Source organism: Streptomyces sp. NPDC006365, from assembly GCF_042870755.1.
GTDB classification, from domain to species: domain Bacteria; phylum Actinomycetota; class Actinomycetes; order Streptomycetales; family Streptomycetaceae; genus Streptomyces; species Streptomyces xiangluensis.
This window is the reverse complement of sequence record NZ_JBIAHS010000020.1, coordinates 14,620-31,132: the sequence shown is the minus strand read 5'-3', so window position 1 is coordinate 31,132 and position 16,513 is coordinate 14,620. Positions and strand designations below refer to the sequence as shown.

The 16,513-nt window shown below is 68.7% G+C and carries 9 protein-coding genes; 4 read left to right on the top strand and 5 right to left on the bottom strand.

Annotated elements, in window-relative coordinates; translation table 11 throughout:
• Nucleotides 1-7: 7 nt before the first annotated feature.
• Complete coding sequence (locus ACFYO0_RS37390) at nt 8-2,854, bottom strand: CDP-glycerol glycerophosphotransferase family protein (RefSeq protein ID WP_388685310.1); 2,847 nt, start codon at nt 2,852-2,854, stop codon at nt 8-10.
• A gap of 60 nt (nt 2,855-2,914) precedes the next feature.
• Nucleotides 2,915-7,855, bottom strand: a complete 4,941-nt coding sequence (locus tag ACFYO0_RS37385) for an NAD-glutamate dehydrogenase (RefSeq protein ID WP_388685308.1) — start codon at nt 7,853-7,855, stop codon at nt 2,915-2,917.
• 583 nt (nt 7,856-8,438) lie between these two features.
• Here ACFYO0_RS37385 and ACFYO0_RS37380 point away from each other — a divergent pair.
• The gene (locus tag ACFYO0_RS37380; RefSeq protein ID WP_388685306.1) at nt 8,439-9,005 is read left to right on the top strand and encodes a DJ-1/PfpI family protein; all 567 of its coding nucleotides are present in this window, start codon (nt 8,439-8,441) and stop codon (nt 9,003-9,005) included.
• A 71-nt stretch (nt 9,006-9,076) separates the two neighbouring features.
• Here the strand turns inward: ACFYO0_RS37380 and ACFYO0_RS37375 are convergent, their stop codons facing one another.
• Together ACFYO0_RS37375 and ACFYO0_RS37370 are read right to left on the bottom strand one after the other, a co-directional pair.
• Nucleotides 9,077-9,742 (bottom strand): HAD family hydrolase, encoded by a 666-nt coding sequence (locus ACFYO0_RS37375; protein WP_388685304.1) that lies wholly within the window; start codon nt 9,740-9,742, stop codon nt 9,077-9,079.
• 70 nt (nt 9,743-9,812) lie between these two features.
• The gene (locus tag ACFYO0_RS37370; protein ID WP_388685302.1) at nt 9,813-10,328 is read right to left on the bottom strand and encodes a DUF6912 family protein; all 516 of its coding nucleotides are present in this window, start codon (nt 10,326-10,328) and stop codon (nt 9,813-9,815) included.
• A 323-nt stretch (nt 10,329-10,651) separates the two neighbouring features.
• Between ACFYO0_RS37370 and ACFYO0_RS37365 the strand changes: the two genes are divergently transcribed.
• Nucleotides 10,652-11,269, top strand: coding sequence for an Rv3235 family protein (locus ACFYO0_RS37365; RefSeq protein ID WP_388685300.1), 618 nt, complete (start codon nt 10,652-10,654; stop codon nt 11,267-11,269).
• A gap of 223 nt (nt 11,270-11,492) precedes the next feature.
• Here ACFYO0_RS37365 and secA read toward each other — a convergent pair whose 3' ends face one another.
• Complete coding sequence (gene secA / locus ACFYO0_RS37360; RefSeq protein WP_388685298.1) at nt 11,493-14,345, bottom strand: preprotein translocase subunit SecA; 2,853 nt, start codon at nt 14,343-14,345, stop codon at nt 11,493-11,495.
• Nucleotides 14,346-14,587: 242 nt separating this feature from the next.
• On the opposite strand from secA, the gene ACFYO0_RS37355 reads away from it, so the two are divergent.
• Nucleotides 14,588-15,166, top strand: a complete 579-nt coding sequence (locus ACFYO0_RS37355; RefSeq protein WP_388685297.1) for a GNAT family N-acetyltransferase — start codon at nt 14,588-14,590, stop codon at nt 15,164-15,166.
• Between the two features lie 86 nt (nt 15,167-15,252).
• Nucleotides 15,253-16,452, top strand: coding sequence for a winged helix-turn-helix domain-containing protein (locus tag ACFYO0_RS37350; RefSeq protein WP_388685294.1), 1,200 nt, complete (start codon nt 15,253-15,255; stop codon nt 16,450-16,452).
• Nucleotides 16,453-16,513: the final 61 nt, after the last annotated feature.

Genomic DNA, 16,513 nt, shown 5'->3' with positions numbered 1-16,513 from the left:
GCCTCCACTAGGGCCTCCACTGGGAGAAGAACTGCTCGACGACGCTCTGCGCGGCGTTCCCCTTGTCGTACTCGCCGAAGTCCGCGACGAACCGCTCCCGCGCCGCCGCGTACTTGACGACCTGTTTCTCCAAGGAGCCGAGGACGGCATGCAGTTCCTCCTCGGTGCGCACGACGGGTCCGGGTGCCCGTTCCAGCAGGTCGAAGTAGGTCCCGCGGCCCTCGTACACGTACTTCTCGTAGTCGTACGCGAAGAAGAACATCGGCCGGTCGAGGAGGGCGTAGTCGAACATCACGGACGAGTAGTCGGTGATCAGGCCGTCGGCGAGCGCCAGTAGCGGGGTCACGTCGTGGTGCGTCGACACGTCGATGACGCGGCCCCGCACGGACGGCGGGAGCACCACGTGGTCCAGGTAGTGCGGGCGGACGAGGAGGACATAGCGGTCGCCGAAGGTGTCCGCGAAACGCTCCACGTCGAAGGGCAGCGTGAAGCGGCCCTTCCCGCGTCCGCGGAAGGTGGGCGCGTACAGCAGGACCCTTCTGTCCTCGGGAATGCCCAACTCGGCGGCAAGTGGCGGTCGTTCGGTGGCACGGCGGGCTCGTACGAGCGCGTCGTTGCGCGGATAGCCCACCCGCAGCAGCGTCTTCTCCTTGAGCCGGAAGGCGCGGGCGAGCGTACGGACGTCATGCTCGGAGCGGATCAGGAAGCGGTCGAAACGGTCCAGCGTGCGCTGCTGCTCCTCCTGAGCGCGACGGAACCTGAGTTTCCACTCCGGCTCGTCGAAGCCCATCCGCTTGAGGGCCGAGCCGTGCCAGGTCTGGATGTACGTGGTCTGCGGCCGCTTGGTGAGCTTCAGCGGATAGCTCTGGTTGTCGATCCAGAACTCGGCCCGGGCCAGCGCCTGGAGATAGGGCAGCGACCAGCGACGTACGAGCGTGGCATCCGACGGGAAGCCTTCAGGACTGCCCGTGTACGACCACACCGCCTCGAACTCCAGGCCCTGGCGCCGCATTTCCTCGTAGATGGCCCGCGGACTGTCGCTGTACTGCCGGCCCAGGTGACTCTCGAAGACGACCAGGCGTTTCTTCACGGGCAGCCGGCTGAACACCTCGTGGTACATCCGGATCTTGGTGTCGCCGGAGGTCAGCTTCCTGCGTACCGTCTTCGCCTTCCGGTAGCCGGACTTGGCGAGCCGGCCCGGCGACCCCTGCACGCCGCGCGCGACGAGCCTTTCCACCTGCTCGCGGGACACCAGCCGGAAGCAGAGATGGCCGCGCGAGGAGATCCCGGGCTCGATGTGGTGGGCGGCCAGCCTGGTGAGCCGGGGCCGGACGGGCAACTGCCCGGCGACCAGGCCTGGTTCGGAGGCGGTGAGACGGGTCGTGGTGCGGGCGCCGTCGACGTCGAGGTGGAGCCGTACATCCCATACGGCGTCCACGATGCCCAGCGGACGCAGCCCGCGCGCAAGGTCCGCCGAAGCCTCCCAGGCGATGGTCTCGCCCTCGTGCCGCAGGGTGGCCACGGGGAACCGGAAGGTCTGGAAGCGCAGGCCCTCGCGGCGGGCATAGAACTCCAGCTCGCCGGTGAGCCGCGCGCCGGGCGGGATGATGCCGAGCGGGTTGGTGATGCGCCCGGCGAGACGGACCGTGCCGGCCGCTTCCGCGTAGCCGGTCAGGGCATTGCGCAGGAACATTTTCTGGAGCGGCTTGGTGTGATAGCCGAGTCTGGTGACGTCCAGCACCTGCCGCCCGAAACCGTCGCCGTCGAGATGACCGGGGTCGCACCAGTAGATCCGCCCGTCGCGTTCGAGGAGCGGCGAGGAGATCTTGTCGCGGTTGGTGAGCGTGTCCACGGCCGGGAGGAGCTGGTCCCAGTCGCTCTTGCGCAGCAGATGGGCGCAGATGGCGTGGATGGGCTCCACCTCGTCGAACGCGGCGCGGTCGATCGATTCGAGGTAGTTGCGGGCGATCGCGGCGAACTCCTGCCGGAAGGCGGCGTCCCGGAACGGCAGTTCACGCAGGTGCAGCACCAGATCGTGCTTGAGGAACTTGACGTCCTTGTGGAACTTCAGCTTCCGCAGGCCCTGTTCCGCCAGCAGTTGGTCGACCCGGCGATGGATCTCCATCCGCTGTGCGAAGTTGGCGATCTCGTCGCGCCGGTTGCTGATCGACTTCGCGGCGGCCTTCTCGACGACGTTCCAGTCGTACACGCGGTTGGGGATCAGGGTGATGCGGCGGGCGGCCACATACGCCTGCGCCGAGAAGAGCAGGTCCTCGTAGTGGATGCCGACGGGGAAGCGAAGGCCCAGGTCCAGCAGGAACTGTCTGCGGTAGCACTTGTTCGTCGACAGCGTGTCGAAGACCAGCAGGTCGGGCAGCTCGGCGATCGACTCCAGGGTGCGGGTGCGCGTGTACAGCCAGGGGTACCACTTGATCTCCTTGCGGCTGCGCGCGTCCACATGCACGCGGACGCACAGCCCGGAGACGAGGTCGGCGCCGGTGGTCTCGGCCGCTTCCAGGAGGTTCCGGCAGGCGTTGCGTTCCAGTACGTCGTCGCTGTCGAGGAAGACGACGTACGTACCGCGCGCCTGCGCGAGGCCGTGGTTGCGCGGCGCGCCGCAGCCACCACTGTTCTCCGGGAGCCGGTAGGCGCGTACGCGATCGGGATGCTCGGCGGCCAGCCGCCGGGCCGCCTCGTACGAGCCGTCGGTGCTGCGGTCGTCCACGATCACGACCTCGACGCCGCGCAGCGTCTGCGCCAGCACGGAGCGGACGGCCGTCGGCAGGCGGGACGCGTCGTTGTAGACGATGACGACGACGGTGACGTCGGGCGGCCGGGACAGATCAAGGTTCACCCCATTGATCCTAAATGTCCCGGTCGCCCCCGTCCTCGTACATACCGCCGTACGTACCGCCTACGAATGCGTACGCAAGAGCGTCCGCATCGTCCGCATCGCCACCGACAGGTTCGCCAGGTCGAAGGACTCCGAGCTCTGGATCTCCTCCAGGGTCGTACGGGCCCGGCCCAGGATCGCCGCGTTCTTCTGCTCCCAGGCCTTGAAGCGCTGCTCCGGTGTGGCCGTGCCGTTTCCGAAGGCGAGGACGTCGGAGGTGAGCGCCGCGTGGGCCGCGTACAGGTCCTCGCGGATGGAGGCGCGGGCCATGGACTGCCAGCGGTCGGCGCGCGGGAGCTCGATGATGCGGTCCATGAGCTGGCTGACGCGGAGGCGGTCGGCGAGGTCGTAGTACACCTCGGCGACTTCCATCGGGTCCTTGCCGGTGCGGTCGGCCACCGCGACGACGTCGAGCGCCGGGAAGGCCGCGGAGAAACCGGCGACGCGCTGGGCGAGACCGTCCGGGACACCGGCGGCCGACAGCTCGTCGTAGATCCGCTGGTACCACTCCAGGTCCGCGCCGCGCACCAGCTTGGGCAGCTCGGCCCAGACCCGTGCGACTCCCTCGCTGAAGAAGTCGATCGTCTCGGCGAGCTCGAGCGGCTGCGGCCGGTTGTTGAGCAGCCAGCGGGTGCCGCGCTCGACGAGACGGCGGGAGTGCAGGCGGATACGGGTCTGGACGGCCGCTTCGACCCTGTTGTCGAGCGCCTCGACCTCGTCCCACACCTCGCTCAGCCCGAAGATCGCGCGGGCCGCGGTCTGCGCCCGGACGATCTCCTCAAGTGAGGCTCCGGTCTCCTCGCGCAGTCGGTGCAGGAAGCTCGTACCGCCCGTGTTGACCGTGTCGTTGACCAGTACCGTCGTGGTGATCTCGCGGCGCAGCGGGTGGCTGTCGATCTGCGACAGGAACTGTTCGCGCAGCGCGGTCGGGAAGTACGCGTGCAGCAGGCTGCGCAGGTACAGGTCGTCGGGCAGCGAGGTGCGCAGAAGCTCGTCGGCGACCGTGATCTTCGTGTACGCGAGGAGGACGGCCGTCTCCGGCTGGGTCAGACCGTGCCCGGTGTTGAGGCGCTCACGGATCTGGCGCTCGGTGGGCATGAACTCCAGGGCCCGGTCGAGGTGCCCGGCGCGCACCAGGTGGCGCAGATAGCGATGCTGGGCGTGCAGCATGTCCGGGGACTGGGCGAGCGCGTTGGCGAGCGCCACGTTCTGTGCGTAGTTGTTGCGCAGGACCAGTTGGCCGACCTCGTCGGTCATCTCGGCGAGCAGCCTGTTGCGCTGCTTGACGGTCATGTCGCCGTCCGAGACGACCGCGTTGAGCAGGATCTTGATGTTCACCTCGTGGTCGGAGGTGTCCACGCCCGCGCTGTTGTCGATGGCGTCGGTGTTGACCTTGCCGCCGTGCTGAGCGAACTCGATCCGGCCGAGCTGGGTCAGGCCGAGGTTGCCGCCCTCGCCGACGACCTTGACCCTGAGGTCGGCGCCGTCCACGCGGATCGCGTCGTTGGCCTTGTCGCCGACGTCCGCGTGCGTCTCGGTCGACGCCTTCACGTACGTACCGATGCCGCCGTTCCACAGCAGGTCGACCGGTGCCTTGAGGATGGCCCGCATCAGGTCGGCCGGGGTCATCTTGGCGACGCGGTCCTCGATGCCGAGGGCCTGGCGGATGTGGCTGTTGAGCGGGATGGACTTGGCGCTGCGCGGGAAGATACCGCCGCCCTGTGACAGCAGCTCCCTGTTGTAGTCGGCCCAGGAGCTGCGGGGCAGCTCGAACAGGCGGCGGCGCTCGGCGTACGAGGTGGCCGCGTCCGGGTTCGGGTCGATGACGATGTGCCGGTGGTCGAAGGCGGCGACCAGCCGGATGTGCTCGGACAGCAGCATGCCGTTGCCGAACACGTCACCGGACATGTCGCCGACGCCGACGACGGTGAAGTCATCGGTCTGCGTGTTCACGCCCAGCTCTCGGAAGTGCCGCTCCACGGACTCCCAGGCGCCGCGGGCGGTGATGCCCATCTTCTTGTGGTCGTAGCCGGCGCTGCCGCCCGAGGCGAACGCGTCGCCGAGCCAGAAGTTGTAGTTCTGCGCGACCTCGTTGGCGATGTCCGAGAAGGTCGCGGTGCCCTTGTCGGCGGCGACGACGAGGTAGGTGTCGTCCTCGTCGTGCCGTACGACGTCGGCGGGCGGTACGACCTCACCGGCCACCATGTTGTCGGTGATGTCGAGCAGCGCCGAGATGAAGGTCTTGTAGCTGCGGATGCCCTCGGCCAGCCAGGCGTCGCGGTCCACGGACGGGTCCGGCAGCTGCTTGGCGACGAAGCCGCCCTTCGCGCCGACCGGCACGATGACGGTGTTCTTGACCATCTGCGCCTTGACCAGGCCGAGGATCTCCGTCCGGAAGTCCTCACGGCGGTCGGACCAGCGCAGACCGCCGCGCGCGACCTTGCCGAACCGCAGGTGGACGCCCTCGACACGCGGGGAGTACACCCAGATCTCGTACGCCGGACGCGGCGCGGGAAGGTCGGGGATGGCCGTCGGGTCGAACTTCATGGAGACGTACTCGTGCGGCTGTCCGCCCGTCGCCTCCTGGAAGAAGTTGGTGCGCAGGGTCGCCTTGATGACGGTCAGGAACGACCGCAGGATCCGGTCCTCGTCGAGGGAGGCGACCTTGTCGAGGGCGGCGTCCAGCTCCTCCAGGAGGGCGTCGGTCAGTTCCATACCCGCGCGCTGGCGGTCCGGGGACATCCGCGCCTCGAAGAGGGAGACGAGCAGCCGGGTGGTGTGGACGTTGTTGCGGAGGGTGTCCTCCATGTAGTCCTGGCTGAAGGTCGAACCGGCCTGGCGCAGGTACTTCGCGTACGCCCGCAGCACCATCGCCTGCCGCCAGCTCAGCCCGGCGCTCAGCACGAGCGAGTTGAAGCCGTCGTTCTCGGCCTGCCCCGTCCAGGTCGCCGAGAAGGCGTCCTGGAAGCGCTCACGGGCATCGTCGGCGAGATAGTCGCCGCCGCCCTTGGACGGGGGCACGCGCAGGCCGAAGTCATAGATCCAGGCGGAGGTACGGTCCGAGCAGCGCAGCTCGTAGGGGCGCTCGTCGGTGACCTCGACGCCGAGCCGGCTGAGCACCGGAAGGACGGCGGAGAGGGAGACCGGCGCGCCGGTGCGGTAGATCTTGAAGCGGCGCTCGCCGGGCGCGGCACCCACCGGTTCGTACAGGCTGAGCGCGAAGTCCTTGCCGTCGCCGAGCTGCTCCAGGTGGACCAGGTCGGCGACCGCCGCGCGCGGGTTGTGGTCGGCCTTGTAGCCCTCGGGGACGGCGTTCCCGTACCGGCGCTGCAGTTCGGCCGCGCGCTCCTCGCCGCACTCGGCGTTCAGCGCCTCGGCGAAACCGTCGGCCCAGGAACGGGCGGCCTCGACGAGCCGCGCCTCGATGCGCTCCTTGTCGGCGTCGGACAGCTCCGGCAGCTCGGTGCCCTGCGGGACGCGGACCACGAAGTGCAGCCGGGACAGGATCGACTCGGTGTTCCAGGCGGTGAAGTCGACGCTGGTGCCGCCGAGTTCCTCCTTCAGGATGTCGATGATCCTCAGGCGTACGGCCGTGGTGTAGCGGTCGCGCGGCAGGTAGACGAGGGCCGAGTAGTAGCGGCCGTACTCGTCCTGGCGCAGGTAGAGGCGGAGCCGCCGGCGCTCCTGCAGGTAGAGGACGGAGGTGACGATGGACCGCAGCTCGTCGACCGGGGTCTGGAACAGCTCGTCACGGGGGTATGTCTCCAGGATCTGCAGCAGATCGCGCCCGTCGTGGCTGTTGGGCGAGAAGCCCGCGCCCTTGAGGACCTCCTGGACCTTGCGACGGATGACCGGCACACGGCGTACGGACTCGGTGTACGCGGCGGAGGAGAAGAGCCCGAGGAAGCGCCTCTCCCCGATGACGTTCCCGTTCTCGTCGAACCTCTTCACGCCGATGTAGTCGAGATAGGACGGCCGGTGCACCGTGGCGCGGCTGTTCGCCTTGGTGAGGATGAGCAGCTTGTGCTCGCGGGCCTTGGCACGGGCGTCGGCGGGGAGCCGGCTGAAGGAGTGCGAGTGGCCGTGGGCGTCGTCGCCGCTGTGGTGCGGGTCCGATCGCAGTATGCCGAGACCGGTGCCGGGGACGGCGGCGAGAGAGTCGTCCTCCGTCAGCTCGTACTCGCGGTAGCCGAGGAAGGTGAAGTGGTCGGCGGCCAGCCAGCGCAGCAGCTCGCGGGCCTCCTCGACCTCCTGGTCGCGCAGATCGTCGGCGGTGGGCTCGGCCGGCAGGTCGTCGGCGATGCGCAGCGCGGCGTCCCGCATCTTCTCCCAGTCCTCGACGGCCTCGCGGGCGTCGGAGAGCACGCGCAGCAGATCGACGGTGATCTGCTTCAGGTCGGCGCGGTCGGTCTCGCGGTCGATCTCGACGTGGATCCAGGACTCGATGTGGGCGTCGTGCGGCAGGTCTTCGGCGGCGGGCCGGGTGGGCTGGACCTCGATGAGCTTGCCGGTGACATCGCGCCGTACGACGAACTGGGGGTGGATCACGACGTGGATGCCGCGCCCCTGCCGAGACAGCTCGTTGGTCACGGAGTCGACGAGGAAGGGCATGTCGTCGGTGACCACCTCGACGACGGAGTGGCTGCAAGTCCAGCCGTTCTCCTCGACGGTCGGGGTGTGGACCCGCACATTGGCCGTGCCCTGGGGTCGGTTTTCGGCCAGTCGGTAGTGGGAGAAGGCGGCTCCGAAGACATCGACCGGGTCACGGTCGGTGAGGTCCTCCGGGGCGGTGTGCAGGTAGTAGCGCTGGAGGAACGCGAGCACGGTGGCGTGGTCCGGGGTGGCGGAGGTGCCCTCGTCCTTCGTCCCGGTCGGTAGATGCACCCCGGCCGGGCTGTTCTCAGCTACCCGGGCGGCCCGTTCGAGCAGCTCGGCCTTGGCTTCGTCCAGCTTGGTCTGCATTGTCCTCTGGCTCCTGTCGCGCGCCGTTGCGTGACGCCGAAAAACGTGAAGTGACGTAGCGCCGTGACGCGGGGTGTCCGGTCTGCTTCGACGCTATGCCGCGATGTGAGAGGGGCGGGGCGTTATCGGCCATGTTCGGCACCGCCGGAGACTGTGAGACTGCTCTCGGTGACCCGTACCGCCCGCGAAGACCAGCGACCGCCCGGCCACGGATGTCGTCCGTGCGGTCCGGGCGCAAAGCGGGAAGACAGACGCTCCCGCGACATATCGCGCTGATCACGTGACAAGGCTATCGCTCCGCACGGGGGCTCCGTCATGAGCCGCATGTGTACAAAAGAGGGGGTGGGATTTTGACAGTCTGCACAGTGCGCGAGGGCTTACGAGCGGGCGCTTGGGGCTTACGGGTGGCGCGGGAAAGCATGCGGCTTGAGGGTTGGGAGTAAGAAACCACCCGTCCACACATCCGCACCGAGCACCCCGGTCCCCCAGCTCACGCAAACCCCAGCGCGTAGCCCCCTTGGCAAAGGCCCGACGCAGAGGCACGTTGGGCGGGACGGATCCCGGCGAAGGGAGCGCAGCGACCATGAGTGCGAAGATCCTGATCGTCACCGGAGACGCCGCGGAGTCACTGGAGGTCCTGTACCCCTACCAGCGCCTGCGTGAAGAGGGTTACGACGTCCACATCGCCGCCCCTGCCCGCAAGCAACTCCGCTTCGTCGTCCACGACTTCGAACCCGGCTTCGACACGTACACGGAGAAGCCCGGCTACACCTGGCCCGCCGACCTGGCCTTCTCGGAGGTCGACCCCGGCCAGTACGTGGCCTTGGTGATCCCCGGCGGCCGAGCACCGGAGTACCTCCGCAACGACCCCGAACTCCGCAAGATCCTGAAGTCCTTCTTCGACACGGACAAACCCGTCGCCCAGATCTGTCACGGCCCCCTGCTGACCGCGGCGATCGACGGCCTGCGGGGGCGCCGCGTCACGGCGTACCCGGCGCTGGAGCTGGACATGCAGGCCGCGGGCGCCAGCTTCCAGGACGCCGAGGCCGTGGTGGACGGCACCCTCGTCTCGTCGCGTGTCTGGCCGGACAACTCCCGCTGGATGCGGGAGTTCCTCACGGTGCTACGAGCGAAGGCTCCGGTGACCTGACCTCGGGGGGGGCTACGCGACGCGCGTCATCACCCCCGTACGGGCGTACCCCCGTACGCCCGTACGCCCCTTCACGCCGCCAACCGCTCCGCCTCCACGACCGCTTCCTCCAGGCTGTCCACGACAGGAACCCCTACCGCTTCGAGGCTGGCCCGGCTGTGCGAGCCCCCGGTGTAGAGCACGGCCCGCGCCCCCACGTGCCGGGCCGCGATCGCGTCGTCCGCCGCGTCGCCGATCACGACCGTACGAGCGGGCTCCACGCCGGTGAGCGCCCCCACATGCCGCACCATGTGCTCGGCCTTGCTGCCGCCGGACGGCCCGGTCCGCCCGTCGACCCGTATGAAGTGCGGCTCGATCCCGAAGTCCCGTACCAGCGGGACGAGTTCTTCATGTCCGTACATACTCAGCAGTGACTGGCTGCCCCCGGCCGAAGCCCACTCTGCGAGCAGCCCCGGCACCCCGTCGGTGAGCCCGCAGCCGACCCGGTGCTCCGTGTAGTACCGGTGGAACGTCTCGTCCATGATCGCCCACTCCGCGTCCGTGGGCAGCCGGCCCATCAGCCGCTCGTAGAACCGCGGCACCGGAACGCAGTACAGCTCCCGGTACTGCTCCAGCGTGATCGGCTCCAGCCCCAGCTCGGCGAACGCCGCGTTCGTCGCCCCGATGATGGCCGTGTTGTCGTGGAACAGGGTCCCATTCCAGTCCCACACAATGTGCGCTGCTTTGTGCTTCCCCATGCCAATGAACGTACCCGCCCGCGCTGACAACGCGGCCGGCATTTTCTTCACCGCCGGCCTCAGTCAGTGCTCAGTCCCCGAGTCCCACCAGGTTCGGGATCTCCTGCGTGGCGAACCACAGCAGCTCGTGGTCCTCGGCCCCGTCCACCACGAACTGCGCGTCGTCGTCACCCGTGTCCGCCGCGCCCAGCGCGTCCGCCGCCGCCGTGACGTCCGCCTCGGCCCCGCCCGAGTCGACGTGCACGGCCGCGGCCTTGGTCAGCGGCAGGGGCCCCTCGACCCGCACCTCTCCGAGCGAGCCGGGGTCGAGCCCGCGGTCGGGATCGGCGACCGCGGCCCCCTCCGGGACGTCGAGGGCGACGACGACGCGTCGCCGCACGGAGCCGGGGTCGAGCGCGAGCAGCCGCAGCGAGGCGAGCGCGGCCCGGTTCAGCGCCGCGTACTCCAACTCCTCGATGTCGTCGGACAGATACCACTCGCGCAACGCGGGCGTGACGGCGTACGCGACGAAGGGCCCGGCCCCGAGCTCGCCCGTCTTGTACGCCTCGGCGAGACCGGAGAGGGTCAGGGGGACGTAGACGCGCATGGCTGGCCGCTTTCGTAGTCGGAGGACTCCCAGGAGGACTGTCCCGCGCCTCCGGAAGGACCTTCAGGATACGTGCGAGGCGTCCCCCTTCGAGTCGGGGCGACCCCTCGCACGACGTCAACCACACGGCCTGGGTCTCACCCGGTACACCCCAGCCCCGCCATGAGCCTCGTACACCCTCATCACCCTGATAGGTGAAAATTCCGGCCACCACGGCGCGCAGCCGACGTCCTTGCGGCTGCCCGCTCCGGCGCCGTACAAGATCCCCGACAGCAAGTTACTGCCCGGTATCGACTCGGGCCCAGCGAGCGGGGACGAAGGCCATGACCAAGGTGATGACCAGGACGAAGCGCAGCCCGGGCACCCGCCCACCCGGCCGCCACGACACCCGCCGCCCCACCGGAACCACTCCACGCAGCACACCGGGCAGGGAGACTCCGGGCAGCTCGCCGCGGGGCGAGAACAGCGGCAGCGCCACCGTCACGGGGCCCGGCGGGAGCACTGCGAGCACCTCCCGGACCATGCCCGGCGGCAACCCGCCCCGGACGGCGGGCCCTCGCCACAGGGCGCCCGCCCGAAGCCCGCTCAGGACGCCGCCGCAGCCTCGTCCCACCGACCTCTTCGCCGACCTCCTGCTCGCGGTGCTGAGCGGGCAGCGTCCCGTTCACAGCATGCTCCGGCACACGGCGGGCCGCGCGTACGACGAACTGGCCTGGCTCGCCGAACGTGGCCCCCTCCGCACCCACGGCACCCGCCCGGTCGTACGCGACGTCGGCTACGAGGTCCCCCGCCCGGGCGCGATCGAGGCCTTCGCCCGTATCGGCGCGGGCGACCAGCTCCGCGCGATGGCCTTCCGTCTGGAGAAGGGCCACGACCTCCGCTGGCGCTGCACAGCGGTGGAACTGGGCGGCGCCCGCATGCCACGTACGGACGACAGCTGAGCGGACTTGCCGGAGTCCGGTGCGGTACCGCGCCCCCCAAGGAGGCCGCAGGCCTCTCAGGGCGCGGGGCTGTGTCAATGTGCGGCTCCGCCGCGCGGGCGCGACCAGCCACCACGCACCCGCAGCTTCAAACCCGACAACCCGAAGGGCCGGGCACCCCGAGGTGCCCGGCCCTTCACAGCCAACCTTCGCCGGCCAGGTTTCGACCCAGCGGAGCGAACCGTCACTTCTTGCGGCGCCGGCCCTTCTGCTGCTTGCGGCGCTCCGCGCGCGTGAGGCCGTCCGACTCGGAGCGCACCGGCTCCTCGTCACTGGCGAAGTCGCCCTCGACGACACCGCCCTCGCCGTCCACGGTCGGCGCGGAGAAGTGCAGACGGTCCGGCCGCTGCGGCGCCTCGAGCCCCTTGGCGTGGATCTCCGGACGCGCACCCGCGGGCACGGCGTCCTCCTTCTTGTCGAGCGACGGCTTGGCGTCCTCGACCGGGACCTCCTCGACCTGCTGCTCGACCTGGACCTCCAGGTTGAACAGGTAGCCGACGGACTCCTCCTTGATGCCGTCCATCATGGCGGTGAACATGTCGAAGCCCTCGCGCTGGTACTCGACCAGCGGGTCCTTCTGGGCCATCGCACGCAGGCCGATGCCCTCCTGGAGGTAGTCCATCTCGTAGAGGTGCTCGCGCCACTTGCGGTCCAGGACCGAGAGCACGACCCGGCGCTCCAGCTCCCGCATGATCTCGGAGCCGAGCTGCGCCTCACGTGCCTCGTACTGCTCGTGAATGTCGTCCTTGATGGACTCGGAGATGAACTCGGCGGTGAGGCCCGCGCGGTCGCCGACCGTCTCCTCGAGTTCCTCGATGGTGACCTTCACCGGGTAGAGCTGCTTGAAGGCGCCCCACAGCCGGTCCAGGTCCCACTCCTCGGAGAAGCCCTCGGCGGTCTCGGCGTCGATGTACGCGTCGATCGTGTCGTTCATGAAGTGCTGGATCTGCTCCTGCAGATCCTCGCCCTCCAGGACGCGGCGCCGCTCTCCGTAGATGACCTCGCGCTGCCGGTTGAGGACCTCGTCGTACTTGAGGACGTTCTTCCGGGTCTCGAAGTTCTGCTGCTCGACCTGCGACTGGGCGGAGGCGATCGCGCGCGTGACCATCTTGTTCTCGATCGGCACGTCGTCCGGGACGTTCGCCATCGACATCACTCGCTCGACCATCTGGGCCTTGAACAGCCGCATCAGGTCGTCACCGAGGGAGAGGTAGAAGCGGGACTCGCCCGGGTCGCCCTGACGGCCGGAACGACCACGCAGCTGGTTGTCGATACGACGCGACTCGTGCCGCTCGGTGCCGAGGACGTAAAGGCCGCCGAGGTCCGTGACCTCCTCGAACTCGGCCTTCACCGCCTTTTCGGCCCTCTCCAGGGCCGAGGGCAGCGCGGCGGCCCACTCCTCGATGTGCTCCTCGGGGTCGAGGCCACGCTGGCGCAGCTCAGCCTCGGCGAGGTCGTCGGGGTTGCCGCCGAGCTTGATGTCCGTGCCTCGTCCGGCCATGTTCGTGGCGACGGTGACGGCGCCCTTGCGGCCGGCCTGGGCGACGATCGTCGCCTCACGGTCGTGCTGCTTCGCATTCAGTACTTCGTGCTGGATGCCGCGCTTGCTGAGCTGCTGCGAGAGGTACTCGGACTTCTCGACCGAGGTGGTGCCGACGAGGATCGGCTGGCCCTTCTCGTGCTTCTCGGCGATGTCGTCGACGACCGCGTCGAACTTGGCGACCTCGGTGCGGTAGATCAGGTCCGACTGGTCGTTGCGGATCATCGGCTTGTTGGTCGGGATCGGCACGACACCGAGCTTGTAGATCTGGTGGAACTCGGCGGCCTCGGTCATCGCCGTACCGGTCATGCCGCAGAGCTTGTCGTAGAGGCGGAAGAAGTTCTGCAGGGTGATCGTGGCGAGCGTCTGGTTCTCGTCCTTGATGTCCACCCCTTCCTTCGCCTCGATCGCCTGGTGCATGCCCTCGTTGTAGCGGCGGCCGGCGAGGATACGGCCGGTGTGCTCGTCGACGATCATGACTTCGCCGTCGATGACGACGTAGTCCTTGTCCTTCTTGAAGAGCTCCTTGGCCTTGATGGCGTTGTTCAGGTAGCCCACCAGCGGGGTGTTCACCGACTCGTAGAGGTTGTCGATGCCCAACCAGTCCTCGACCTTGGTGACGCCGGGCTCGTGGATGGCGACGGTGCGCTTCTTCTCGTCTACCTCGTAATCGCCGGTCTCTTCGATGCCCTTGAGGGTGTTGCCCGCCTCGCCCCGCTTGAGACGCGTGACCAGCTTGGCGAAGTCGCCGTACCACTTGGTGGCCTGGTCGGCCGGGCCGGAGATGATCAGCGGCGTACGGGCCTCGTCGACGAGGATGGAGTCGACCTCGTCGACGATCGCGAAGTTGTGGCCCCGCTGCACCAGTTCGTCCTTCGACCACGCCATGTTGTCGCGCAGGTAGTCGAAACCGAACTCGTTGTTCGTGCCGTACGTGATGTCGCAGTTGTACTGCTCGCGGCGCTGGGCCGGCGTCATGTTGGCCAGGATGCAGCCGACGTTCAGGCCCAGGAACTTGTGGACACGGCCCATCATCTCGGAGTCGCGCTCGGCCAGGTAGTCGTTGACCGTGATGAGGTGGACGCCCCGGCCGGACAACGCGTTCAGATACGCGGGCAGGGTGCCGACCAGGGTCTTGCCCTCACCGGTCTTCATCTCGGCGACATAGCCCATGTGCAGGGCGGCGCCGCCCATGATCTGGACGTCGTAGTGCCGCTGGCCGAGGACGCGCTTGGCGGCCTCACGGACGGTCGCGAACGCCTCGGGGAGCAGGTCGTCGAGAGCCTTCGTCAGGACTGCGTCGTGCTTCGACTCGTCGGGCTCGTCGGCAAGCGCCTCGGCGATCCGCTCCTTGTACTCGTCGGTGAGGGCCCGCAGCTCGGCGTCGGAGAGGTCGATGAAGTCCTCTTCGATGGAGTTGACCTGGTCCGCGATGCGGTGCAGTTTGCGCAGGATCTTGCCTTCGCCTGCACGCATGATCTTCGAGAGGACGGACACGGGGGTTTGTCTCCTTGCCGGTCGGGCCGGACGGTCGGGTTCAACATCAGTTTCAAATCACAGATTGAGCAACGGCCATCGTAAGCGAGGACCCCGCCGCGCCGGGAGGTCTGCCCGTGACAGCCACTAGGACAACGGACGGGAGTTGCGGAAGGTGCCGCGTCGACGCAGCGAAAAGTAACCACCCCTTCACGCAGCGCAAAAAGATGGCTTCCTTGGGGAACGCCGAGCAGAATCGGGCAATGGACCCCGTCACACTGACCTCCGAGCGTCTCCTGCTGCGCCCGGTGGGACCGCACGACACCGACGCCGTGTACGACGCCTGTCAGGACCCCGACATCCAGCGTTGGATCCCGATCCCCTCGCCCTATCTGAGGGAGCACGCGACGGGCTTCACCGAGCAGATGGTGCCCGACGGCTGGGCGGACTCGTCGATGTTCACGTTCGGCATCTTCCTGCCGGCCGCCGACGAACTCGTCGGCACGGTCGGCCTCACCATGCGTTCCTTGGGTGTCGGCGAGATCGGCTTCTGGGCGACGAAGCAGTACCGGGGCAACGGTTACATCACCGAGGCCGTGGTCGCCACGTCCCGCTGGGCTTTCACGGACCGGGCGGTCGACCGCGTGGAGTGGCGGGCCGAGGTCGGCAACACGGGCTCCCGTACGGTCGCCGAACGCGCCGGCTTCGCCGTCGAGGGCGTCCTTCGCTCCGGCATCAACAACAAGGGCGTGCGCCGCGACTGTTGGGTCGGCTCCCTGCTCCCGTCCGATCTGGGGCTGCCGTCGACGGCACCGTACCTGCCGGCTCCACAGCGCACCTGAGTCGCGGTTGCCCGATACCCGGCGCTTCCGGGGCGACAGTGGCAGGCCGGGTCCGATTGTCAGTGGCACCGCCTATCGTGCGGGCCATGACGAGTCTCCCTCGCCCCACCGTCGAACTCTCCGCCGACGAGGCCCGCCGTATCGCCCTGCGCGCCCAGGGATTCCTCGGCGCTCCCGACCGCAAGGCCGGCGTGCGCGGTGTGCTGCGGCACCTGGGAGCGGTCCAGCTCGACACGATCTCGGTCCTCGCCCGCTCCCACGAACTCATCCCGTACGCCCGACTCGGCGCCGTCGGCCGCAAGACGGTGGACAAGGCCTACTGGACCACCGCATCCGCGGGCGCGCCTCCGGCACGACCCCACGCCTTCGAGTACTGGTCGCACGCCGCCTGCATCCTCCCCATCGAGGAGTGGCCCCACTTCGCCTTCCGCCGCCGCGCCTACCGCGCCCGCCCGCACTGGAACCACGAGCTCCCGGACGGCACGTACGACCAGGTCATCAAGCAGCTGAAAACCGAAGGCCCCCTTACGGCCACGGAGTTGGGCGGCGCGAAGAAGACCAGCGAGTGGTGGGACTGGTCGGGCACGAAGGTCGCCGTCGAGCGCGCGCTGATGTACGGCGAGGTGGTGTGCGTCGAGCGACGCGGCTGGAAGCGGGTGTACGACCTCGCCGAGCGCGCCGTTCCCGACACGCTGCTCCATGACGAGCTGGACGACACCGAGTGCCTGCGCCGTCTGGTCCGGCTCGCGGGCCAGGCGCTGGGCGTCGGCACGCGCGCGGACATCGCCGACTACCACCGTCTCAAGGGCGAGCAGGTCGACGCGGTGATTGCGGACTCCGGACTGGTCCAGGTGGCCGTCGAGGCCTGGGGCAAGCCCGCCTGGGCAGATCCGGCGGCCCTGGAGACCACGCCGCGCGGCCGCCACCGTACGACGCTGTTGTCCCCGTTCGACTCGCTGATCTGGGAGCGGGCCCGCACAGAGCGGATCTTCGGCTTCACCCATCGCCTGGAGGCCTACGTCCCCAAACCGAAGCGGGTGTACGGCTACTTCACGATGCCGGTCCTCGCCGGCGGCCACCTCGTCGGCCGTGTGGACCCCGCCCGCGAGGGCCGGACACTGGTGGCCAAGCAGATAACCCTCGACGGCCCGAAGGCGGTTCCTGCGGTGGCCCAAGCGCTCGTCGAGGCAGCAAGCTGGGTGGACTGCACGGACGTACGCGTGGAGAGGATGGACGCACCGGAACTGCGCGAGCCGCTGACGAGAGAGCTGACCAGCGCCCTGTAATGGGCGGGGCTTTGACACATGCGGCTCCGCCGCGACGGGGGTCCCCCGCTCGAGCGAAGCC